This is a genomic window from Aridibaculum aurantiacum, assembly GCF_017355875.1.
Classification (GTDB): Bacteria; Bacteroidota; Bacteroidia; order Chitinophagales; family Chitinophagaceae; genus Segetibacter; species Segetibacter aurantiacus.
The window spans coordinates 1,163,636-1,185,483 of record NZ_JAFEWC010000001.1 but is presented as its reverse complement, the minus strand read 5'-3'; the positions used below and the strand labels follow the sequence as shown (position 1 = coordinate 1,185,483).

Sequence of the window (21,848 nt, the reverse complement as noted above, 5' to 3'; positions counted from 1 at the left end):
GATTATTAATAACAAGTTAAGTGGTAATTGTACTAAGTATAGTCGCTTTACCCTTTCTTTGTTCTCATATTTGGAAGATATTTTCCCAATATGACAACCCGAAACAATACTGAGACTTGTTTTTCGTTTTACCAATAATATGAAAGACCAAAAGACCTTCAGGGTTTTTATAGTAGAGGATGACCTGTGGTATAGCTCTATGCTGGAGTATTACCTATCACTTAATCCCGACTACGTAATCCAAAAGTTTGACACTGCTAAGTCATTCCTGGCTCGTATACACGAAAAGCCGGAGGTGATAACGCTTGACTATTCGTTGCCCGACATGAATGGCGACCAATTGCTCATGCAGATAAAGGAGATCAGCCCGGATAGCAAAGTCATCATAATCAGTGGACAGGAAGATGTAAAGATTGCGCTCGACCTTTTGAAGAAAGGCGCTTACGATTATATAGTAAAAGACGAAGATGCTAAAGATCGTCTGTGGAATACCATCCAAAACCTTCGCGAGAACGTTCAGCTAAAACAAGAGATTGAAACACTGAAAGAAGAAGTACACCGCAAGTACGACTTCAGCAAAGCTATCATTGGCAATAGCCCGGTGATACAGCGCGTGTTTAGCATGATGGAAAAAGCAGCCCGCACCAACATCACTGTATCCATTGCTGGCGAAACAGGTACTGGTAAAGAACTGGTAGCAAAATCTATCCACTATAACTCTCCGCGTAAAAATCAACCTTTTGTTGCCGTAAACCTTGCAGCCATTCCAAAAGACCTTTTGGAAAGCGAAATGTTTGGCCATGAAAAAGGTGCTTTTACAGGTGCTATAGCCCGCCGTATAGGTAAATTTGAAGAAGCTTCAAAAGGGACACTTTTCCTGGATGAGATTGGTGAAATGGACATAAACATGCAGGCAAAACTGCTGCGTGCACTACAGGAAAAAGAGATCATGCGCGTAGGTAGCAACGACCTGGTGAAGATAGATGTGCGCATCATAGTAGCTACGCACCGCAACCTGCTCGACATGGTGAAAGAAGGAACCTTTAGAGAAGACTTGTATTACCGCTTGCTGGGTTTGCCTATAAACCTGCCGCCACTGCGCGAAAGAGAGAATGATGTTCTGATCATTGCAAAACACTTCATGGAAGTATTTTGTAAAGAGAACAACTTGCAGGTAAAGAATTTTTCTACTGAGGCAAAGAAGAAACTGCTGGGTCATGCATTTCCTGGTAATGTGCGCGAATTGAAATCGGTAGTGGAACTGGCATGTGTGATGGCCGAAGGAAATGATATTGAACCAGATCACCTGAACGTAACTTCTCAAAACATCATCAGCGACTTTATGATGAAGGAAGTAACGCTGAAAGAATTTACGACGAAGTTTATTCAGTACTATCTTGATAAGTACAACTACGATGTGCTAAAAGTAGCACGCAAGCTGGATGTAGGTAAGTCAACCATTTACCGCATGATCCAGAACAAAGAGGTTTTTGTACACAAGAAATATGCGTATGAGAACAGCTTTATGAATTAGTAAATCCAAACCTATATGATATCCTCTTTACCCCTACCTAATACTGACCAAAAACGCCCTATAGCCGGCACAGCCGTTAAGAAAGCTGGTGAAACTATCGATCTGTACGACCTCGGGGCACTTCATGACATGTCGGGAGGCAACAAAGAATTCATTCTTTCACTAGTAAAAATTTACCTGGATACCATACCTGCAAACAGCGCTGAAATGGTACATGCATGCATGGGCGGAAACTGGGATATGGTAAGTAAACTGGCGCATAAGCTGAAGTCTACTATTGACATGATGCGTATGACCACCATTACACAGGATATACGTACCATAGAACTGGATGCGAAAAACCAGGTAAACAAAGAAATACTACCAAACCTTGTAAATAAAGTAGACGAGGTTCTTAATGCAGTAGCAGCAGATCTGAAGCAGGTTTTCAGTCTGTAATACAGTACTTTCCAACATCATTTAATGAGGCATAGAAATATGCCTCTTTTTTTATGCCCTCTTCTATGGAATGGTTTTTTTCTTCATGCAAAAAACAATCATATGAAGATTCTAAAAACCTTACTTGGCATTGCTTCATTCAGTTTGGCTGTAGCGTGCAATGGACCAGATGGCTCTAATAATACAAGTACACCGGAAAATAGTGGCGGCGAAGGTGCTACCGATATAACCCGTGTACCGGGAATGGACAGCAGTGTATTTAGAAATGACAGTGCAGGCGCTGGCTTAGATACCAACAACAAGCAGACTCCAATGCAGAAATAGATGTTCAAATTCATCTACAACTGGTAGGGTATCGACATACTTTCAGTGACCAACCAGTTTTACAGTTACACCTAAAACAGGACAACATGTCAAACAAAGAAGATCAGAATTACCACGATAAAATAGACGAGGCAGCCAATAGTGAAAAGGATATGACTCCCCGCCCTGTATATGAGCGGGAGTACGACCTGCAGCCAAAGAAACTGCAAGATAAAGTGGCAATCATTACAGGTGGCGACAGTGGTATTGGAAGAGCTGTTGCCATTCATTTTGCCCGTGAAGGCGCAGATGTCGTAATTGTTTATTACAAGGAAAAACAAGACGCTGACGAGACACAAAAGCTTGTAGAGGAAAAAGGCAGAAAAGCATTAGTGATACAGGCTGATGTAAGTGTAGAAGAAAACTGTAGGAATATAGTGCAGCAGACCATTGACACCTTTGGCAAGCTGGATATACTGGTGAACAATGCTGCTATCCAATTTCCAAAAGAAGACCTGCAAGAGATAACAGAGCAGCAGTGGGATGAAACTTTTCGCACCAATATCTACTCTTACTTTTTCATGAGTAAGGCTGCGCTTCCACATTTAAAAGCTGGTGCTGCTATTGTAAACAATGCATCGGTAAATGCTTATCGTGGCAACAAAGAGCTGGTCGATTATTCTTCAACCAAAGGAGCCATTGTTGCATTTACGCGTTCGCTTTCTACGCAACTAGCAGAAAAGAATATCAGGGTGAATGGTGTGGCACCCGGCCCTATATGGACACCACTCATACCTTCTACATTTCCAGGACAGGAACTGGAAGATTTTGGAAGTGATACGCCAATGAAACGTGCAGGACAACCTGCAGAAGTAGCCAGTTGTTTTGTCTTCCTGGCATCGGACGATGCTAGCTATATAACCGGGCAGTTCCTGCACCCTAATGGTGGCACGGTATTAAATACATAACTGTTCTAAATGAGAATTATATGAACACGAATTCATCAACCGGGGCCAAGCTTTCTACCAATGTTGGCAAACTGGAAAGAATAGCCTCTATACTTGCAGGAACGGCTTTGGTATACCAGGGCCTGCGCAATAACAAGAAAGAGCAAGGAAAGAAATTTAAAATACCTATTGCTGTAGCAGGTGGATACTTGTTGTACAGGGGCACTACCGGACACTGCGATATATACAGCGCTGCCGGCAAAGGCAAACTTCCTGACACGGTTAAGAACATTAATATTCTTACGGTAATTCATGTAAACCAGCCACGGATGGAAGTGTACAACTACTGGCGTACACTAAGTAACCTGCCAAAGTTCATGAGCCATCTGGAAACAGTAGATGTACTGGATGATAAGACATCGCATTGGAAGGCAAAAGCAATGGGCGTATTAGGCAGTATAGAATGGGATGCTGAAATAGTAAAAGAAATAGAAGGCGAACTGCTGGGATGGAACTCATTACCTGGCGCTACCATTCACAATGCTGGTAAGGTGGAATTTAAAGATTCTCCTTCCGGTGGTACTGAGCTAAAAGTCCTGATAACTTACCGTCCACCATTTGGTGACATAGGCGAAGGCATTGCTTCTATGTTCAACCCGATGTTTGAAAAAATGATCGTGGAAGATGTAAAGAACTTTAAGCGTCACATGGAAACAGGTGACAACCCGTTGAATGACGATAAATAGGCACTGCCTGTAAAAATCAATAATCATAAAAAAGTTCGCCGTTTCTGTAGTTAATATTCCAAGAAGAATTTAACTGCCGGAACGTGCGAACTTTCTTTTTTTAATGATCTTACTTAGCTAGAAGTTCCAGCCTTTTAATTCCTTTAAGCTAAAGTGGTAGTTTACGGTAACACCTTTGTGAACACCTTCCACTACATCACCTTCACCTGATTTTCTCCTGAACCGGCGCGTATCGCCGTATTTTTTATAGATCTCCTCCAGGCGTCTTACATCCTGGAAGTATAAGCGGAAATAATGCTCCGGCACTATGCATAGTCTATTTAGCAATACCCATACTACCACAACAGGAATGTGCACAGAATGATATATATCAAAATACCTGACAAGGTCGCTTTCGTTTAGTGCGACCGTCTCAGAAGGACAGAGATCACTGGCCGGCAGGTATTTCTTTACCTGCATAAATGTTCGCTTTTGCACCTTTACTTCCAGGTAACGCTGCACCTGGCCATCTATGCTCGAAATCTCTACATCAGGATAACCCGGCGCTAAAGATTTTGCAGCATGATACTTCCCGGATCTATTGATCCTTTCAATGATCATTTGCTCAAAGCCTTCAGAAAATGAAACGTCGTGTTGAAAGTTGTAGACGCCTTTGCTTATACCATCGCAGCGTGTGTGGCACTGTTGGCAGTCGTATACAAAATCACTTAGGCAGATGTAATGCATGTTCACCTATATCATAGTTAATGATGATCAGGTGTTTTGTATCACGGTTATTTCTTCCACGAACATTGTAAGTATAGGTTTTGTCAAACTCTATCAACCTGCAATGACCGCTGTATAAGTTACGGATAAATGGCGTTTCTTTTATTACCATCATCATTTTTGCCGGCATTTTTACCAGCACATCGCGCAGTCGTTCCTGGTCTTCTTTGGTAAATGCGTTCTGGTCGTATTCCGAAAATTCGCTGTCGTACGGCGGATCTACAAAAATGAAATCGCCTTTGTGAGGTTTTGTTTTTCGCAAGAATTCTTCAAAATCATGATTATAAAAAGAGGCGTTCTTAAATAGCTCTTTTATAGTAGGTGAAAAGATATTATTCACCTTTTGGCGAAAGTCTTTTTTATTATAGGCAATGCCACCATAGGGTATATTGAATTCGCCTTTAGCATTGAAGCGAAACATAGAAGCATAACAAAACTCCCTGACGAAATACCAATTGGCTACAGCCTTTTCTTTAGGTAAAGAAAGAGCTCCTGTAGCATGTTGATTCGTGATCTTGCGCAGGTATAAATACAGGCCACTCTTGATACCTGTTTCTATGTGTTCAGAAAGTTCAGATTTGGTAAAGTGGCGTTGTTCTTTTATGCTGATAGCAGCTATACGTTTTATCTTATCAGCTATAGAATGAGCAAGTTTTGTTTTGAAAGCATTGCTGTCAATTATAAAACTCTCATCCAACAAGCTATAGTGCTTGTTGCTGATTTCATCTTCCACTATAAACTTTACTTGCGACTGCAGTTGTTCCAGCTGGTAAGCCCCTTTAATGAACTTCACAAAAATCGGGAGCAGTTTACTAGTACATGCCATTGTCAGCACTTTCGCTTCATCCCATGCATCAGCATATTTCAGTAAATGCTTTTTTAAAAGCGAAGAATGGATAAGCGAGTAGAAAGCAAACAGGTCCTTGCTTTTATCGTTTAAAAATGCTTTCCCTTGTGGCCTTGCAGCAAAGAAAACACCCCCACCACCAAAGAAGGGTTCATAGTAATTTTTGAACGATGGAATAAAGCGGGAGAACTCTGCATATTCATCATACTTGCCACCTGTCCACTTAATAATGGGCCTTGTTTTTTTAAGAGCCACTACAGTTGCAGGCAGCTGTTCTGAGGAATAGATCATAGCATGAATAATGGTGCAATATATACAGACTAAGGAAACGGGAGGAGCGCAATCAACAGCCAGCCTTTATTCCTCTAATAATTTGATACCAGTTTTGGTGAACTCGATCTTCTTCTGCTTGTATAAACTCCCTGTTGCCATTTTAAAAGACTTCTTACTCATGCCAAAGAAATCGTAAATTTCTTCCGGTGCAGATTTATCGTGGTAAGGCAGGTAGCCATCGTTCTCCTTCAACAAGCGAAGAATTTTTTCTGCTTCACCTTCTACCCTTCCATACCCTGCTTTACCCACCACTACGTCTATCTTATTTTCTTCACGAATTGTTTTTATAAATCCCTTCATCCTGTCGCCCACAGTAATGTTCCTGTAAATTTCATTTTCGTGCAGTACGCCTGTATGCTTGTTATTGATGATAACCACGTAACCAATATCTGTACGACGGTATACTACCAGGTCCACTTCATCCATCTCCTTTACGGTAAGCTCATCATTACTCAATTCGTAGTCAAATTTTTCAGTAGCAGCTACGCGTCCTGTTTGTTCATCCAGGTAAATCTTTACCAGGTATTCAGCTCCTTCACGCATGTAGTTTTGCTGCTTACTCTTGGGTACAAAAATATCCTTCATCAAGCCCCAGTCAAGGAAAGCTCCTTCTTTTGTAACAGTCACTGCCCGAAGTTTTACAATATCACCTACCACACCTTTAGGTTCTTCTGTTGTGGCAATCAACCTGCTTTCGCTGTCGTGGTAAATGAAAACACGCAGTTCATCATCCACTTGCAATCCATCAGGTACAAAACGTTTAGGTAAAAGAATACCTTCAGCACCATCATCCAGGTAAACTCCAAAATCAACCGTGCGTAGCACCTTAAGCGTATTGTATTGCCCTACATTAACCATTTTCAATTATTTGTGTGTTTGCAAAAGTACTGGTAGTTGATGATTAGCCTTTACATAATAACCATTAGCAGCTATCAGGCTATTCCTATTCCAGCTATTATATATCAGATCCTCCATTTCTTACTTGAACATCCGCCTGAACTCCAGGTATACACCATTGGTCCATCCAAAGCCATCTTGCGTAGGATATTCACCTCCGCCTCCTTCTAATCCTATCACCTCTACATCATATTTCTCCATCATTTTGCCGGTACGCTGGTATACATCTTCATTTATCTTCATCCACCTGCGGGCAATGGTATCCGCCAGGCTATTGTGCTTGTAATTCGTCAAGCCTTTCACAGTAACGTACTGCAACGGCGGCCAGCCATTAGGTGCATCCCATTGCTCGCCGGTTTTATAAGTAGTTGTTACAACGCCTCCGGGCTTCAAAAACCTGCTGCGCACATGATCAGTAACTGCGGCTGCTTGCTGTTGAGTGGCTGCCTGTACAAAAAGAGGCATCACCCCTGCCAGGGACCAACGATCAGTATGGGTGCCGCTGCCGGTGTGGTAGTCAAAGTAGTACTGCTTTTCCTCGCTCCAGAACAGCCGGTTGATGGCTTCTTTCCTTTTCTGCGCCCGCTGGCTGTACTGCCTGCTTTTGCTGTTTTGCCTTTGCGAAGCATAAGCGGTAGCGAGAATTTGCTCATATGTATATAGCAGGCAGTTGAGGTCAACAGGAAGAATATTGGTGGTTTCAATGGAAGTAAGATTGAACGTATCTGCAAACCAACGGCTGCTAAAATCCCAGCCGCTTTCGGCAGCTGCCCGCAGGTGCCGGTATACAGCGCCATCTTTATGTTTGTATGCCAGTCCTGTCTGCACATCCTCGTAATAAGATTCCTGGCGAGGAATGGTACTGTCGTCGAAGTAGCGGTTGAGAACCGTCCCGTCCTGCATCTTCATGATCCTTTTATATAGCTCTCCCGGCTTTATAATATCTTCTCCTTCCATCCAATAGTCATACTCTTTTTGTAGTGCAGGCAAATAACGTCTGTAGATGCTGCTGCCTTTCTTCTGAGCCAGCAGTTGCACCATCAGCGCAAAGTATGGTGGCTGCGACCGGCTGAGATAGTAGTTGCGATTGCCATTGGGAATGTGGCCATAGGTCTTCACCAAGTAGGAGAAATTGTTAAGCATGTGCTCCACCAGGTCGTAACGGTTTGAAGCGGCCAGCCCCAACATAGTGAAGTAGCTGTCCCAGTAGTATATTTCTCTGAAACGACCACCCGGCACCACGTAGGGGTAAGGCAGCGGAAGCAGCGAATTGTAGTGCTGCTTTTTGTCTGCCTGGCGTACCAGGTTGTTCCAATGTTTTTGTAAATGATCTTTCAGATCTGTAGCCTGTTTGGGTGTAGCCACTTCAGCATGTTCAGGTAAAATGAAATACGCATGCACAAAATCTGACAAGCTACTACTGTCCTTCACTGGCAGGCGGTTATACAGGTTCAGTATACTATCCGGAGAAAGTTTAGGTACTGCATCAACAAATGTTTTGTTGTCGTGCAGTACGCGTTTCAATTGAACATCAGTGAAAAGTTTACCCCACAGTTGGTCAGGTGTGGGCGATTGTGTCAGCTGTGCATTTACCTGCACGGTTAGCAACAGCCAAAGCGGAAGGAAGATTTTTTTCATCATACAAGCGTTAGAAGGACAACAAAATCACGCCATTGAAAAGGAAATAGTCATTAAACTTTAGGCTTCAGTTATTTGAAATCAAGAATAACTTCCTGCATCAAAACATTCACCATCTACCAATTTACAACTACAGCCTATCAGCTAAAGCCTAACCACCTACAATAAACCTCCTCCTACTTTTCCACAAACACACATCTACTATTCCTTTCATCCAACCAACACCTATTTTTGTCGGATGGACTTATTGAACTATTGGGAGGAAGCGGTCTTTATCCTCTTTTGTATTACCACCCTCATCCAGATCTGTTACTTTACCGGCATCTTTAGCCGTCTTGCTTTCTATACATCAAAACCTAAACTTCAAAACCAGCAACAACCTGTTTCGGTTGTTATTTGTGCCCGTGATGAAGCAGGAAATATTATTAAAAACCTGCCGGGGGTGCTGGTACAGCAATACCGTACTACACACGAGGTGATACTGGTAAACCACAACTCGCAGGATGATACCAAATACCTGATAGACGAACTGAAGAAGACCTTTAAACATCTGAACCCTGTAGAACTGACCCAGGAAGCTAAAATGATAGCAGGAAAAAAGTTCCCGCTGAGCATGGGCATTAAAAGCGCGAAGTATGAGACTTTGTTGCTTACCGATGCTGACTGTGTTCCTGCAAGTGAATATTGGATCGAAAAAATGCAGGATGGATATGATGAAGGCATAGAGATCGTTTTAGGTTATGGGGCATACCACAAGGCGAAAGGTCTGCTTAACAAGATCATCCGGTTTGAAACATTTCATTCTGCGCTTCAATATTTCAGCTATGCCCTTGCCGGCATGCCCTATATGGGTGTTGGTCGCAACCTGAGCTACAAGCGCGATGTTTTCCTTCGCAACAAAGGCTTTAGCAGCATCAACAAAATTCCAGGTGGAGATGATGATTTGTTCATCAACCAGGTGGCAAATAAAAATAATACTGCTATTGTTTTAGACCCGGAAGCACACACATTAAGCCAACCAAAAAAAACATGGGGCGACTGGCTGAACCAGAAGTACAGGCATTATACTACAGCAAAGTATTACCGCGGTAAGCACAAATTCTTGCTTTTGATCTATAGCGCCACACAGTTCCTGGTACTGCCGCTGGCTATTGTGGCAGCTATATTCTTCAACTGGTGGATTGTGTTGTCGATCGTTGTTGTAAAATGGATCGTGCAAGCCTTCGTGTATTACAAAAGCATGAAAAAACTGAACGAAGCTGACCTGTTCCCTTTGTTCCTGTTCTTCGATTTCTGGATGTGCCTCCACTACCTGCTGTTCCTGCCGGCATTATTCAAAAAACCGAAGAAGAGTTGGAATTAGTTTTTTACTCACTCTTTTTCATTAGCAGAATAAATTAGGTGTCGGTAATTTTAGTCAACTGGTAATTTTATAAATGGAAGTTTTACTTAAATATTTCTCAGATTTTACTGAAAAGCAGTTGCAACAATTTGCAGCGCTGGAAGAATTGTACAAAGACTGGAATGAGAAGATCAACGTGATCTCGCGGAAAGACATTGACAGTTTGTACCTGAAGCACGTATTACATTCACTTACTATAGCGACTGTTGTAAGTTTTAATCCCGGCACCCAGGTTATTGATATTGGTACTGGTGGTGGGTTTCCAGGTGTGCCTTTAGCCATTTTCTTTCCTGAAGTAGAGTTTCATTTGGTAGATAGCGTTGGGAAAAAACTTAAGGTTATTGAAGGCGTAAAAGAAGCCATTGATCTACCAAACATTACTACCCAACATACCCGCGCTGAAGAGATTAAGAACCGCCAGTTCCAGTTTGTTGTTTCCCGTGCAGTAGCACCTCTAAAAGATCTTTGGTATTGGGGCAAGCCTCTTATAAAAAAAGGCTTTGATCATGAGCTGGCCAATGGACTGATCTGCTTAAAAGGTGGAGAGCTTGGGCAGGAGATTTCAGAAAGCGGGCTGCGTCCAAACATGGTTTCTATCCAGGAAGTTTTCCAGGAAGAATATTTCGCTGAAAAATATTTATTGCATGTAACTAAGTAGCAGATGAGAACGCTTTGCGCCGTTTACTTTTCATACCGCTTACTTGGAACCAGCCTCTTTCAACATCTCTCCATAGCCAATGCTTTTTGCCAGTGCATTTACTGCTTGCGCAATACGTTTGGCTTTTGTAGGTTCAGTTCTGGCGCTTTCAATCCATTTGCTATAATACTTGCGGTGCGATGGCGGCAGCTTATTGAAGTTTTCCAAGGCCGCTGGTTCATCCTGCAGGCACAACAGCAGGTCCGGGCACAATTGGTATTCCTTCTCGTCCAACTGCAGTTGCAGTTGTAAAATGGCTCCTTTCGTTTTACCTATTGCCTTGCGCATTTCGCCATTCAACGGAATAATGAAATCTCCTCCACCCATTGGCAGCAGCGCCACCCCTTCTATAGGATGGTGGTCTAGTTTTCCTTTTACGCGAAATGATTTTTTATTTCCTGGCTTTAGCTGTTCAGCTAGCTCTGCCGGCACATCTACATATGTCCATCCTGTCTTCTCGCCTTGCTTGTCAAACTTCTTTATTTCAGTACTGTATTTGATCATAAGCATTTGTTGCTTCAAATGTAGAAGATACACCGATAGTTTCTGCTTTACCAGCAGCTTAATATGCTGGGTTACTTATACGCTGGCACAAGATTTTACCCTTCTATAGAAATAAATAAGCATGAGTACGGATAGCAATAAACAGGATTCTCAAAACATCTCCGATACAGACAGCAAAGGAGATCTTGCCAATGAAGTGATTGAGCAAGAAGCTGGAGAATTCACACATAGTGATGCTTCAAAGTTAAGTGGCGCAAGCCCGGGCGATATGGAGGAGAATACAACTCCCGGCACACCAAAAAGCATCTCCAACGACCGGTAATTGATAATAAACTTTAAAACGAAAAACATGCAAGACAATACACCCAAAGAAGAGCAACAACAGCAGAACCAGGAACCTACAAATAAAGACGTGATAGAGCAGGCACATGAACAGGCAGATAAAGACATGGAAGAAGATGCAGAATTCACAGCATCTAGTCCCAACGATGATCTGGATGAAGAAGAAAGTGCAAGACTAGGCGAAGACACGGCTTTGATATAATCAGCAACTTTTTGCAACACCTTACTTAGGCAACAGTTCTACCTGTTGCTTTTTTGTTTCTTCTCCCGAACCACGCGTGCCTCCAGCACACCTTCTACATTATTGATTGAGCACACTTGCACTCCCCTATCTTTGTTTCCTAACGAAACAGCACTATGAATTTGGAATTCAATAAGAACGAAGACGCCATGAAAATGAGCGTGAGCCAACTCCGCCAGCAGTTTGAAAAAATAAAACTGGGTGGCGGCAAAAAAGCCATAGAGAAGCAAAAAGAAAAGAACAAACTAACAGCCCGCCAACGCATAGAATACCTACTCGACAAAGGGACCACGTTCACTGAAATAGGTGGTTTTGCAGGGCACGAAATGTATGAAGAACAAGGAGGCTGTCCTGCCGGCGGAACAGTGGCAGGTATAGGCTATATCAGCAACCGCCAATGCGTGGTGGTGGCGAACGATCAAACGGTAAAGGCAGGCGCCTGGTTTCCAATTACCGGCAAAAAGAACCTGCGCATGCAGGAGATCGCAATGGAGAACAACCTGCCTATCATTTACCTGGTAGACAGTGCCGGCGTTTTTCTTCCCATGCAGGATGAGATATTTCCCGACAAAGAACATTTTGGTAGAATTTTTCGCAACAATGCACGCATCAGCGCAATGGGCATTACACAAATAGCTGCTGTAATGGGCGCATGTGTAGCCGGTGGTGCCTACCTGCCCATCATGAGCGATGAAACGCTGATGGTAGAAGGCAATGGCAGCATTTTTCTTGCCGGACCTTACCTGGTAAAAGCAGCTGTAGGCGAAGACATAGATGTAGAGACATTAGGAGGTGCTGCCACACATACAGAGATAAGCGGTATAGCTGACTATAAATTTCAAACAGAGGAAGAATGCCTTGACCAGGTAAAGAGGATCGTAAGCAAAATCGGACATAATCCTACTGCAGGTTTTGATCGTGCTACACCTGCTCCACCTAAGAAAAACCCGGAAGAGATCTATGGCATTTTACCGGTAGGTAATCTAAAGCCCTACGACATGCTGGAGGTGATAGAGCGGATAGTAGACAACAGCGAGTTTGACCAGTTTAAAGAAGATTATGGAAAGACCATACTGTGTGGTTATGCACGCATCGATGGATGGGCAGTAGGCATAGTAGCCAATCAAAGGCTGGTAACAAAAAATAAAAAAGGCGAACTGCAAATGGGTGGCGTTATCTACAACGATAGTGCAGACAAAGCAGCCCGTTTCATTATGAATTGCAACCAGAAAAAGATACCGCTGGTGTTCCTGCAGGATGTGACTGGTTTCATGGTAGGTAGCCGCAGCGAACATGCAGGTATAATAAAAGACGGAGCTAAACTGGTGAATGCAGTTGCGAATTCTGTCGTTCCAAAGATCACCATCATTGTAGGTAATAGCTATGGCGCCGGCAACTATGCTATGTGTGGCAAAGCCTACGATCCTAGATTTATCTATGCATGGCCTTCGGCTAAAATAGCGGTGATGGGTGGTGAGCAAGCAGCTAAAACTATGTTGCAAATACAGGTTGCAGGTATGAAAGCAAAGGGCGAAGTAGTTTCTCCGGAGGATGAACAAAAATTACTTAATGAACTAAAAAGCCGCTACGAAAAACAAACCAATGCATTGTATGCTGCAGCACGTTTGTGGGTAGATGCTATTATTGATCCTGCAGAAACAAGAAAAGTGATTTCTGTGGGCATTGAAGCCGCTAATCATAATCCTGTTATTCCTGAGCTGAAAGTGGGTGTTTTCCAGGTATAGTAAGAAATTATTCAAGTATACGAAAGAGGTTATTCTGTTTGAATAACCTCTTTTTTCTTTTATAGGAAAGGAGCAAAAACAAAAAATCAACAGGGCAATGAAGCTGTTATGCAGGCACGTTTTAGGAAATTTTTGTATTTGGCAAAAAGAAGTAATTTCACCCCGGTTTCATCACCTGCAAAGCCTAACTAGAATATAACTGTATGAGAAAAAGACTTTTACCTAACATCTTATTGTTGGTTGGTATTCCTTCACTATTATTTACCAGTTGCGTAGACGACCGGTATCTAACCGTCCCGCCTCCCGTTGCTGATCAATCGCATATCGAAGAATTTGATACAGTTGCCGCTTCACTTTCACGCGGGTGGATGATTACCAATGCCAGCACCCCTAAAGGATCTAACATCTGGCAGCAAGGTGGTGAAGTGATGCCTTGGTTTTCTCCTTTTTCTTCTAACGGCACTTACGCAGGTTTTATAGGCGCAGATTATACTTCTACATCGGCTGCTGCAGGTATCATCAGCAATTGGTTGATATCTCCTCCAGTTACTTTTCAAAACGGCGATAAGATCATTTTTTACACCCGTGCCCTTCAATACGATGATGGTGCCGGCGACTCTACAGATTATGGCAACAGGCTGCAGGTAAGGCTCAACCTTCACAACGAAGGATTGAATGTAGGTAGTGGTTCGGATGCAGGTGATTTTGATACTCCCTTGCTTGACATCAACCCGACATACGAGTTCAGTAGTATAGTTACTCCATCCACCAAGGCTTATCCAGCTAATTGGACACGCTTTGAAGCCACTGTGTATGGTTTGAGTAAGCCTGTTCGCGGTCGCTATGCCTTCAGGTACTTTATTGAAGGTGGTGGCTGGAACGGATTAGGTTCAGGTGTAGGCATTGATTATGTAACTTATCAAAGTGTAGGACGCTAAAAAACGAAAGAATGAAAACTTCAAAACCACTTATATACGCTATTGCTTCTTTGGTGTCCATAACCATGGTAGTTGCTTCTTGCAAAAAAGAAACAGCACCCACCACGCGCAATCTTACGCCCGTATTTCCACCTGCTACTTCTGCATCTTTTGTAGAGGAATTTGATACAGTGGGAAATCTTGCTGCCAAAGGATGGATTTTTAGAAACAACAGCAGCCCTATTGGACAGACAGGTTGGAGACAAGGACGCTACGAAGCTGCTACAGGTGTTCAATTCAAGTTCCTTGCACCCGTACCTTATATTGGTTTTCCAGCTTATTCAGCAAGCAAAACGCCTAACGACTTTGTAAGTTGCGATGCTTCTGCTGCAAACGATATTTCAGGTAATGCCAACATCAGTGCGTGGTTGATCTCACCAGTACTTCCTATGAAGAATGGCGACCAAATCATTTTTTATACCCGTGCAGTAAACGACCAGGACTATAGCGTATACACAAGAGACCGCATGCAGGTACGTGCCAACTTCACTGACGGATCAGCAAATGTGGGCAATACCCACACCTCTACCGGCAGCTTTAGCGTAAACCTGCTCGACATCAACAGCAACTATTTAAACAATGATGCAACAGGCAATACACCTGCTGTGCCTGGTTACCCGCAGCAGTGGACCAAGTATACCATCACTTTAGCTGGTGTGCCTGGTGGAGCTGTTACCAACGGCCGTTTTGCTTTCCGCTACATGAGTACAGATGCAGGTTTGTTTGGTGGAACCAGTGGCGACAACTATCCTAGTGTGGTTGGTGTAGATAGCCTGGCTTTCGTTCGTCAATAAGTAAAATAAAATAGTTTAGAGAGGCTGCCGTAACTACCGGCAGCCTTTTTATTTTTACCCGCCACACATAGAGTATGAAGATAACAGCAATAGTAGCCGCGGTATGGATGATAGGGTTCACTGCCTGCCAGTCAGCAAGCACTACGCAGCCTGCATTGGAGCAAAGTGCAGAGCAGCGGGTACAGCAAAACATTCAACAACTGAAGGCAGCTGCGCAACCTGGCGACCTGTTGGTGAGGCTAAATGACGACCTGATAAGTGACAGGGTACGGTACATCAACGAAAAAGATCACTCTTACTCGCATACAGGCATTGTGGTAACGAAGGAGAACAAAATCTATGTAGCCCATATAGCTCCTGAACAAAAGGGCGCAGATACCATTCAATACATTCCGATTGATTCATTCATCAACGCGGCAAAGCATATAAAATGTGCTTTATACCGGTACAATTTATCAGCGGCAGAAAAAGCAGCATTGGCTACTACGATTGATAAATATAAGAATGCTGATGTTCGTTTTGATGCCGTTTACGATATCACTGATGATGATAAGATGTATTGCTCTGAAATGATATCTAAAGCTTTGGAAACAGCTACCGGCAAAAGGCTGCAGTTCAGGCAGGCAAACATCCCGAAGCAAATGCAAAAGATGGTGGTTCATTTTTTTGCCAAAGTGAATGCTACGGATAAACAAATTGCTGAAAGAAAGATCATGACGATAGACAACCTGTACCTTCACCCCGACTGCAACCTGGTGATGGAGTTCCCTCTAAAATACTTTCCTGACCAGGTACACTAAGAAGCCCCGGCTTTAACGTTGGATCACATTTAATTTTGACTTTTGATTTTTGACTTTAGAATTAATAAATATGCCAAACGAGATTTACCAGGTAGATGCTTTTACATCATCCATCTTTGGTGGCAACCCTGCTGCGGTTTGCCCACTGGAGAACTGGCTACCTGACCATGTAATGCAGCGTCTTGCTGCTGAGAACAACCTGAGTGAAACAGCATTTTTTTTAAAGACTGGTCACGAATATCATATCAGGTGGTTTACGCCTGAGATGGAAATAGACCTCTGTGGACATGCTACGCTAGCCACTGCACATGTCATTTTTCATCATACACCACATACATCAGATGTTATTCGCTTCAGCAGCCAGAGCGGCATTTTAGAAGTCCATAAAATGGACGATGTTATACAATTAAACTTTCCATCAAGAATGCCTAAACCTGCAGAAGCACCTTCAGCGTTGTTAGATGGTTTTGATATTGCCCCAACGAAAGTGCTGAAGTCACGCGATTACTTTTTGGTGTACGATGATGAAAAATATGTGCGTAACCTGGTTCCAAATTTTTCGCACCTGAATAAGTTGGATGTGGTAGGCATTATTGTAACAGCACCGGGACGCGAAGCTGATTTTGTTTCGCGGTTCTTTGTTCCAAATTCTGTTATTGGTGAAGATCCTGTTACAGGCTCTGCTCATTGCTCCCTCATCCCTTATTGGGCGCAGGAGTTTGGTAAAGACAAGATGATGGCAAGGCAACTTTCCGCAAGGGAAGGTCAGCTGTTTTGTGAAGACAGGGGCGACAGGGTGATCATTGGTGGACACACCGTTTTGTACATGAAGGGAGAATATTATTTATAACATGAGTAACGGACATCAACTGATCATATATACAGATGGATCGAGCCGCGGCAACCCCGGGCCTGGTGGCTATGGCGCCATCTTAATGTGGGGAGATAAGAGAAAAGAATTATCTGCAGGTTACCGCCTTACCACCAACAATCGCATGGAGCTAATGGCGGTGATCGTAGCACTTGAATCACTGAATAAAAAGAACATCCCGCTAACGATTTTCACCGACAGCCAGTACGTGGTAAAGGCAGTATCAGAAGGCTGGCTGAACAACTGGATTCGTACAGATTTCAAAGGTGGCAAGAAGAACAAAGACCTTTGGACACGGTTCTACAAACTGTCTAAAGATTACAATATCCAATTCAAGTGGGTAAAGGGTCACGCAAATAATCCATATAACAACCGCTGTGATGAGTTGGCTACACAAGCCGCGGATGGAGGTAACCATCTTATAGATACAGGCTACGAACAGGAATTAAAATCTCAAAGAAGCTAGGATCATTTACATGCACAATCGCTTTGTAGTTAGTTGGAGTGGTGGTAAAGACAGTTGCTTTGCCACCATTCTTGCTATTGAACAAGGACTGCAGCCCGCGGTGCTTGTAAATGTGCTGAACGAGGAAGGGCAAATTTCCCGCAGCCATGGCATACCTATAGCCATTCTAAAAAAACAGGCTGAAGCCATTGGCCTGCCGCTTCACCTGGTAAGCAGTAGCTGGAGCGACTACCAGCCCAACTTCATCAATGCACTTACTTACCTGAAGAACGAGTACAAATTGGATCATGCTGTATTTGGAGATATTGACCTGCAAGCGCACCGCGATTGGGAGGAAATGGTATGCCAGCAAGCTGGATTATCTGCACGGTTACCACTTTGGAAAATGGAGCGAAAGGCGTTGGTTTTGCAGATGCTAGAAGGCGGCTTAGAAACCATGATCGTTAGCTGTAACAAGACTATGGGCGAAGCATATTTAGGTAAAATCCTTACACCTCAACTGGTGCAGGAACTGGAAGAAAAAGGAATAGATCCATGCGGTGAAAATGGCGAGTTTCACACGCTGGTCACCAATTGTAGTTTATTCAAATCTCCCATACAAGTAATAGTAACAGGTACGCAGCAGCACAATGATTACTGGTTCGCTTCTCTCCAATAAAAAACCTGTGCTTTCACACAGGTTCTAAAATTTTATATAGAAATAGCTTAAGCTACGGCAGTTGCCGATTTCCTTGATCTCTGAACCAGGAAGTAGGCGCCAAATAATAATGCACTAAAGAACATATTGCCATAGATGCCATTCAGCAAAAAGTTTCCAAAGAATTCGTTCTTGTAAAAAGGTAGTGCAGCAGCAAAACAAGCAGCTAAACCAGACATTGTTTTAGGATAAATGATACCATCGCTCATGATCCACACACCCACGTTGGAGATAATGAAGAATATAAGTCCTGACCAAACTGCAGCTAAAGTGATGTTTGCAAAACCAGGCTTGCGGATGAAAGTAGCAAGCGCAGTGATAAGTACAAATGCAGCATACACAAACAACTGCCCGCTATAGAAGCCTTGTGTAATACCAAACAACTGCAGGCAAACATCAGACAAGAACAATGCACCAAGAGGAAGTAAAAAAGCTAGTTTTTTATCTTTTATAACAGCTCCTCCAAAGATAGCCATAGCACCAATAGCTGTAAAGTTTGGATAGTGTGGAAACAACCTGGTAGCGGCTGCAAATAGTATTAGAACCGCTATAGAAAGTATGGAAGTCTTGCTCTGATTGTTCATCATTTATTTAGTTGAGCGGCAAAAATAGCTGAAAAATTATTATAGATAATGCTTCTGCACCTTTTACTTAACCTGCTAAGCCAGTTTTGGCACAAACGCCTTATAAGCTTCTGTGTCCTCGTTTGCTACTATGGTATACTCCGTTTCAGCTGCAACAAGAAAGGCCTCTCCTGCAGAAAATTGCTGCTCACCTACGCTCACACTTCCTTGAGTTATCAAAAATATCTCAGCTGAAAATGCAGTAGCAGTATATGCTTTACCATTTTCTAAAGAAAACATGCTGATGCCAAAATCTTCCACCGGACAATCAAATATTCTTTCTCCACCTTCTTTTACTACGCCTCCCTGCACATAAGGATGTATGGGTTCAAAAGTGGTTTGCTTTAGCAACTCGGGCACATCCACATGTTTAGGTGTCAGTCCTCCGCGTAGCACGTTGTCGCTATTGGCCATCAGCTCCACGTTCTGCCCCTCCAGGTAGGCATGTGGCACACCTGCCTGCTGAAAAATTGCCTGCCCTTTATGCAGCTGTACAATATTGAAAAAGTAGATGGAAAATATGCCTCTGTCGAAACCGTCAACTGGTGCATTTCCATTGTACAATTTAGCTACCCAATAAGCAGGATCATTTTTAGGCGGTGTGCCGGCTAAGGCTTCTTTTACTACAGGACCAAGCATAGCATCTGCGGCATCTTGCGGCATTTCCATTACATGCTTGTACAGTCCGAAATAGCCTTCCTTCTCAAACACTGCCACAAGCTCTTTGAATGAAGGCACTTGTTGTAAGGTAGCCACCAGTTCATCAGCAGGTTTGAAGCCGTGTAACAACCAAAAATCACTTAGCGCAATCATCACCTCCGGCTTGTGATTTCTATCCTTATAATTACGATGTGGCGCATCAATAGGTATTCCTGCAGCTTCTTCTTTTTCAAAACCTTTAATTGCTTCCTCTCTTGTAGGATGCACCTGTATGGAAAGCATTTCGCGCACATCCAGCACCTTTAGCAGGTAAGGCAGTTCACCAAAGCGTTCGTACACTTTCTCACCTATATATTTGAAAGGAAGTTGTTTGATAGCAGCATTCAAGAAAATGCTGGTTCCATCTGGCAATTCTACATCTGAAGGCGCAGAAGGATGAGCGCCCAGCCAGTATTCTGCATATGGTTTTTGTTCTTTCCTTGCCATGCGTAGCAACGACGGAATAAAGTCAAATCCTCCCCACGCATAGTGCTGAACAGCACCATTGATCTTAAAAATTTGGTCTTTCAAAAGCAGTTTGTTTTTTAATATTCAAACATACAAAGAGGCAGCCATAAAAAGCCGCCGTAGCTGCATGTAAAAGTTGAACAACATGGCCGATCATAACGATACTGGTATAGAAGGTGAAAAACTGGCTGCAGAATGGCTGACTGCAAAAGGTTTCCTGATCCGCGAAACAAACTGGCGTTTCCGTCACTGGGAGGTTGACCTGATAGCGGAGAAAGGAGATACACTTCATTTCATTGAAGTAAAAACCCGCCGCAGCACCCGTTATGGCAATCCTGAGGATAGCATCACCAGGCAAAAATTTAAAAACCTGAAAGACGCAGCCGAACAATACCAATTTTTAAACCCCGGGTGGAAATGGATACAATTTGATGTGCTGGCCATCCTTGTAAAGGGTGAACAAATTGATTATTGGTTCAACCAGGATGTTTACCTGTAATTACAGCGCCACCCTTACCATCAGCTTTTCTACCATCATATAAGTGGCAGGGCAATAGGTAATATTTTGCTGGTGAACATGGATGTATTCCACCATTTTCTTTTTGGTGAGGTGCGGAAAACCTGCACAATCAGCAGGACGCACTTCATAGATGCTGCACAAATTCGTACGCACATCCAGGAACTGGCAAGGCTGATTGCGGTTCAACCAATCCTTATCATCCGGTGGCACCCACAGCCATTTAGCTTTAAATTCCTTTGGCGTCATACCTACATAAGCCGCTATCCTTTTTATATCCTTCGCTGTGAATGTCGGGCTCATCCTTTTGCAGCAGTTAGCACAGGTAAGGCAGTCGGTAGCTTTCCATACAGCAGGAGCTATTTCCTCAGCTAGTTTATCAAGGTTTTTTGGCGGCTGCTGTTCCAGCTTCTGCAGGAAGTTGATCATAGCTTGTTTGTGGTGGCGAACTTTGGTGCGAAAGGAACGGAGGTTGACAGGCAGCATGTAGAAGATTGTATAGCCGAATGTAGCAAATACGTGCTATGTTGCACGTAGCAGCCAAAGAAAATTTAGAAGGAGCAGAAGCCCATGTGGACGTCATACAAAAATGGATATAAAGCCTACCTGCAACTGGAAAAATCGCTGAGCGATCATTCAGTTGAGGCATACCTGCGCGATGTGGATAAGTTAACTTCTTTCTTGCTACTTACAGGTGACAAAGCTTCTCCTGCGGATATTGATCTTAAGACGCTACAACAATTTGTAAAATGGGTAGCCGAACTTGGTATGACACCAGCATCGCAGGCACGTATCATCTCTGGCATCAAAGGGTTTTTTAAATATTGCCTAACAGAAAATATCGTCACCAATGACCCAACAACACTGTTGGAAGGACCAAAGCTGCAGCGCAAGCTTCCTGACACACTTTCTTTCGAAGAGATAGAAAGCATCATAGGCCAGTTGGATCTTAGTAAACCTGAAGGCACACGCAATAAAGCCATTTTAGAAACTTTGTATAGCTGTGGCCTGCGGGTAACTGAGTTGGTAAACCTGCAGTTGAGCTGCCTGTATCTTGATGTTGGTTTTATAAGAGTAATTGGCAAAGGCAATAAAGAACGTTTGGTTCCTATAGGCAGTGAAGCCATTAAGTGTATAAAGCTTTACAAGGATACGGTGCGGGTGCATCAACCCAGAGCTAAGGGTTGCGATGATGTTCTCTTCCTGAACAAACGCGGTGGAAAGATCTCTCGTGTCATGATCTTTTACATCATTAAAGAGCTGGCGCAAAAGGCCAAGATCAACAAGACCATTTCGCCCCACACGTTTCGCCATTCCTTTGCTACACATTTAGTAGAAGGTGGCGCCGACCTGCGTGCGGTGCAGGAAATGCTGGGCCACGAAAGCATTACCACCACTGAAATCTACACGCACCTCGACAGGGATTTTCTACGAAGTACCCTCCAGCAGTTTCATCCTGCTTTCCAGTAGTACGCCATCAGCAATACACTCCTGTAATGCAAATGTCTACCTGCAGTCACCACTGCTAATCGACAATCAAAAGCCAATCCCCTACTT

The 21,848-nt window shown here is 43.3% G+C and carries 26 protein-coding genes; 18 read left to right on the top strand and 8 right to left on the bottom strand.

Annotated elements, in window-relative coordinates; all coding sequences use genetic code 11:
• The first annotated feature begins 139 nt into the window (after positions 1-139).
• From J4N22_RS04805 to J4N22_RS04785, 5 genes are all read left to right on the top strand, one after another.
• Positions 140-1,534, top strand: coding sequence for a sigma-54-dependent transcriptional regulator (locus J4N22_RS04805; RefSeq protein WP_207492564.1), 1,395 nt, complete (start codon positions 140-142; stop codon positions 1,532-1,534).
• Positions 1,535-1,549: 15 nt separating this feature from the next.
• Entirely contained in the window at positions 1,550-1,972 is a 423-nt protein-coding gene (locus J4N22_RS04800) for an Hpt domain-containing protein (RefSeq protein ID WP_207492563.1), read from the top strand.
• A gap of 102 nt (positions 1,973-2,074) precedes the next feature.
• Positions 2,075-2,296 (top strand): hypothetical protein, encoded by a 222-nt coding sequence (locus J4N22_RS04795; RefSeq protein ID WP_207492562.1) that lies wholly within the window; start codon positions 2,075-2,077, stop codon positions 2,294-2,296.
• Between the two features lie 86 nt (positions 2,297-2,382).
• Complete coding sequence (locus tag J4N22_RS04790; protein ID WP_207492561.1) at positions 2,383-3,243, top strand: SDR family oxidoreductase; 861 nt, start codon at positions 2,383-2,385, stop codon at positions 3,241-3,243.
• Positions 3,244-3,263: 20 nt separating this feature from the next.
• On the top strand, positions 3,264-3,968 hold the full coding sequence (locus J4N22_RS04785) for an SRPBCC family protein (protein ID WP_207492560.1): 705 nt from the start codon (positions 3,264-3,266) through the stop codon (positions 3,966-3,968).
• Positions 3,969-4,085: 117 nt separating this feature from the next.
• Here the strand turns inward: J4N22_RS04785 and J4N22_RS04780 are convergent, their stop codons facing one another.
• The 4 genes from J4N22_RS04780 to treA form a co-directional block, all read right to left on the bottom strand.
• Positions 4,086-4,694 carry a hypothetical protein gene (locus J4N22_RS04780; RefSeq protein WP_207492559.1) on the bottom strand — a complete coding sequence of 203 codons (609 nt, stop codon included), beginning with the start codon at positions 4,692-4,694 and terminating at the stop codon, positions 4,086-4,088.
• Entirely contained in the window at positions 4,672-5,871 is a 1,200-nt protein-coding gene (locus J4N22_RS04775; protein WP_207492558.1) for a DNA adenine methylase, read from the bottom strand. The genes J4N22_RS04780 and J4N22_RS04775 overlap by 23 nt, the downstream gene beginning before the upstream one ends.
• Before the next feature lie 66 nt (positions 5,872-5,937).
• A complete protein-coding gene (locus J4N22_RS04770) occupies positions 5,938-6,771 on the bottom strand; it encodes a CvfB family protein (RefSeq protein WP_207492557.1) in 834 nt (277 codons plus the stop codon).
• Positions 6,772-6,891: 120 nt separating this feature from the next.
• Positions 6,892-8,451 (bottom strand): alpha,alpha-trehalase TreA, encoded by a 1,560-nt coding sequence (gene treA / locus J4N22_RS04765; RefSeq protein WP_207492556.1) that lies wholly within the window; start codon positions 8,449-8,451, stop codon positions 6,892-6,894.
• A gap of 235 nt (positions 8,452-8,686) precedes the next feature.
• Here treA and J4N22_RS04760 point away from each other — a divergent pair, with 235 nt between their 5' ends.
• Both J4N22_RS04760 and rsmG read left to right on the top strand, forming a co-directional pair.
• Positions 8,687-9,811, top strand: coding sequence for a glycosyltransferase (locus J4N22_RS04760; protein ID WP_207492555.1), 1,125 nt, complete (start codon positions 8,687-8,689; stop codon positions 9,809-9,811).
• A gap of 73 nt (positions 9,812-9,884) precedes the next feature.
• Positions 9,885-10,508 (top strand): 16S rRNA (guanine(527)-N(7))-methyltransferase RsmG, encoded by a 624-nt coding sequence (rsmG, locus tag J4N22_RS04755; RefSeq protein WP_207492554.1) that lies wholly within the window; start codon positions 9,885-9,887, stop codon positions 10,506-10,508.
• Positions 10,509-10,547: 39 nt separating this feature from the next.
• On the opposite strand, the gene J4N22_RS04750 is transcribed toward rsmG, so the two are convergent.
• The gene (locus J4N22_RS04750) at positions 10,548-11,051 is read right to left on the bottom strand and encodes a YdeI/OmpD-associated family protein (RefSeq protein ID WP_207492553.1); all 504 of its coding nucleotides are present in this window, start codon (positions 11,049-11,051) and stop codon (positions 10,548-10,550) included.
• Between the two features lie 121 nt (positions 11,052-11,172).
• Here J4N22_RS04750 and J4N22_RS04745 point away from each other — a divergent pair, with 121 nt between their 5' ends.
• The 9 genes from J4N22_RS04745 (at position 11,173) to J4N22_RS04705 (ending at position 17,945) form a co-directional block, all read left to right on the top strand.
• Positions 11,173-11,373: a hypothetical protein gene (locus tag J4N22_RS04745; RefSeq protein WP_207492552.1), complete on the top strand. Its 201-nt coding sequence runs from the start codon at positions 11,173-11,175 to the stop codon at positions 11,371-11,373.
• 27 nt (positions 11,374-11,400) lie between these two features.
• On the top strand, positions 11,401-11,595 hold the full coding sequence (locus J4N22_RS04740; protein WP_207492551.1) for a hypothetical protein: 195 nt from the start codon (positions 11,401-11,403) through the stop codon (positions 11,593-11,595).
• A 155-nt stretch (positions 11,596-11,750) separates the two neighbouring features.
• On the top strand, positions 11,751-13,379 hold the full coding sequence (locus tag J4N22_RS04735) for an acyl-CoA carboxylase subunit beta (protein WP_207492550.1): 1,629 nt from the start codon (positions 11,751-11,753) through the stop codon (positions 13,377-13,379).
• A gap of 203 nt (positions 13,380-13,582) precedes the next feature.
• Positions 13,583-14,317: a choice-of-anchor J domain-containing protein gene (locus J4N22_RS04730; protein ID WP_207492549.1), complete on the top strand. Its 735-nt coding sequence runs from the start codon at positions 13,583-13,585 to the stop codon at positions 14,315-14,317.
• A gap of 11 nt (positions 14,318-14,328) precedes the next feature.
• A complete protein-coding gene (locus J4N22_RS04725; protein WP_207492548.1) occupies positions 14,329-15,150 on the top strand; it encodes a choice-of-anchor J domain-containing protein in 822 nt (273 codons plus the stop codon).
• A 74-nt stretch (positions 15,151-15,224) separates the two neighbouring features.
• A complete protein-coding gene (locus tag J4N22_RS04720; RefSeq protein ID WP_207492547.1) occupies positions 15,225-15,950 on the top strand; it encodes a YiiX/YebB-like N1pC/P60 family cysteine hydrolase in 726 nt (241 codons plus the stop codon).
• Positions 15,951-16,020: 70 nt separating this feature from the next.
• Positions 16,021-16,800, top strand: coding sequence for a PhzF family phenazine biosynthesis protein (locus J4N22_RS04715; RefSeq protein WP_207492546.1), 780 nt, complete (start codon positions 16,021-16,023; stop codon positions 16,798-16,800).
• A gap of 1 nt (position 16,801) precedes the next feature.
• Positions 16,802-17,287 carry a ribonuclease HI gene (gene rnhA, locus J4N22_RS04710; RefSeq protein WP_207492545.1) on the top strand — a complete coding sequence of 162 codons (486 nt, stop codon included), beginning with the start codon at positions 16,802-16,804 and terminating at the stop codon, positions 17,285-17,287.
• Positions 17,288-17,297: 10 nt separating this feature from the next.
• Positions 17,298-17,945: a Dph6-related ATP pyrophosphatase gene (locus tag J4N22_RS04705; protein ID WP_207492544.1), complete on the top strand. Its 648-nt coding sequence runs from the start codon at positions 17,298-17,300 to the stop codon at positions 17,943-17,945.
• A 47-nt stretch (positions 17,946-17,992) separates the two neighbouring features.
• On the opposite strand, the gene J4N22_RS04700 is transcribed toward J4N22_RS04705, so the two are convergent.
• Positions 17,993-18,571: a DUF6580 family putative transport protein gene (locus J4N22_RS04700; RefSeq protein WP_207492543.1), complete on the bottom strand. Its 579-nt coding sequence runs from the start codon at positions 18,569-18,571 to the stop codon at positions 17,993-17,995.
• Positions 18,572-18,643: 72 nt separating this feature from the next.
• A complete protein-coding gene (manA, locus tag J4N22_RS04695; protein WP_207492542.1) occupies positions 18,644-19,837 on the bottom strand; it encodes a mannose-6-phosphate isomerase, class I in 1,194 nt (397 codons plus the stop codon).
• A gap of 82 nt (positions 19,838-19,919) precedes the next feature.
• Here manA and J4N22_RS04690 point away from each other — a divergent pair, with 82 nt between their 5' ends.
• Positions 19,920-20,273: a YraN family protein gene (locus tag J4N22_RS04690; RefSeq protein WP_207492541.1), complete on the top strand. Its 354-nt coding sequence runs from the start codon at positions 19,920-19,922 to the stop codon at positions 20,271-20,273.
• Here J4N22_RS04690 and J4N22_RS04685 read toward each other — a convergent pair whose 3' ends face one another.
• On the bottom strand, positions 20,274-20,777 hold the full coding sequence (locus J4N22_RS04685) for a YkgJ family cysteine cluster protein (RefSeq protein ID WP_207492540.1): 504 nt from the start codon (positions 20,775-20,777) through the stop codon (positions 20,274-20,276).
• Positions 20,778-20,861: 84 nt separating this feature from the next.
• Here J4N22_RS04685 and xerD point away from each other — a divergent pair, with 84 nt between their 5' ends.
• Entirely contained in the window at positions 20,862-21,761 is a 900-nt protein-coding gene (gene xerD, locus J4N22_RS04680; RefSeq protein WP_207492539.1) for a site-specific tyrosine recombinase XerD, read from the top strand.
• The last annotated feature ends 87 nt before the right edge of the window (positions 21,762-21,848 follow it).